Source organism: Comamonas jiangduensis, assembly GCF_030162955.1.
Lineage (GTDB): Bacteria > Pseudomonadota > Gammaproteobacteria > Burkholderiales > Burkholderiaceae_C > Comamonas > Comamonas jiangduensis.
Genome location: NZ_JARXOV010000046.1, coordinates 1 through 878, shown reverse-complemented (window position 1 = coordinate 878; position 878 = coordinate 1). Strand labels below are relative to the sequence as shown.

Sequence of the window (878 nt, the reverse complement as noted above, 5' to 3'; positions counted from 1 at the left end):
ATAAGAGCCGCTAACGCTACTTCCCGTTGAAGCGCTGCGGAGCATTTATGCTTCGCAGCCGTATGTCTCGTGCCCCCGTCAGTAAAGAGCTGTGGCAACAGCTTGAACCCCTTATCCCGCCGTTCGTTGCATCACGCAAAGGTGGCCGCCGCAAGCGCACCATCAGTGATGAGGCGGCCCTCAATGGCATCTTGTTTGTTCTCCAAACTGGCATTGCATGGGAAGACTTGCCTCAAGCTTTGGGCTACGGCAGCGGCATGACGTGTTGGCGGCGTTTGCGTGACTGGAATGCTGCAGGTGTCTGGGAGCAACTGCACCAAGCCATGCTTGTTCGCCTTCGCGAACATGACCAAATTGATTGGAGCCGGGCCAGCATTGATGGCTCTTCGGTGCCAAGCCCCCGGGGGGCCAGGAAACAGGGCCCAACCCCACGGACAGAGGCAAGCTAGGCTCCAAGCGACACATCATCGTAGATGCCCAGGGCATCCCGTTGATAGTCTTGGTCAGTGGCGCTAACCGGCATGACTCGATGATGTTTGAGCCGTGTGTAGACGCCATACCTGCAGTCAAAGGACTACAAGGCCGCCCTCGCAGGCGGCCCTACAAGCTTCACGCAGACAAAGGCTACGACTACGCCCGCTGCAGGGCTCACCTGAGAAAGCGTGGAATCCTCAGCCGCATCGCAAGACGTGGTGTTGAAGGCAGCGAGAAACTGGGCAAGCATCGGTGGGTGGTGGAGCGTACCCATGGATGGTTTGCTGGGTTTGGAAAGCTGCGCATACGCTTTGAAAGGCGGCTGGACATACATCTGGCCTTGCTCAAATTAGCGGCAGCAATCATCTGCGCACGCTTCGTTGATAGGTTATGTTAGCCGCTCT

General features: G+C 57.4%; 1 protein-coding gene. It reads left to right on the top strand.

Features of this window, described 5'->3' with window-relative positions:
• Window positions 1–62 precede the first annotated feature (62 nt).
• Window positions 63–871 (top strand): IS5 family transposase gene (locus tag QEP12_RS16885; protein WP_174862571.1). Its coding sequence is split into 2 segments (ribosomal slippage): window positions 63–390 and window positions 390–871, totalling 810 coding nucleotides; the frame shifts between segments, so codons are not numbered across the junction.
• The last annotated feature ends 7 nt before the right edge of the window (window positions 872–878 follow it).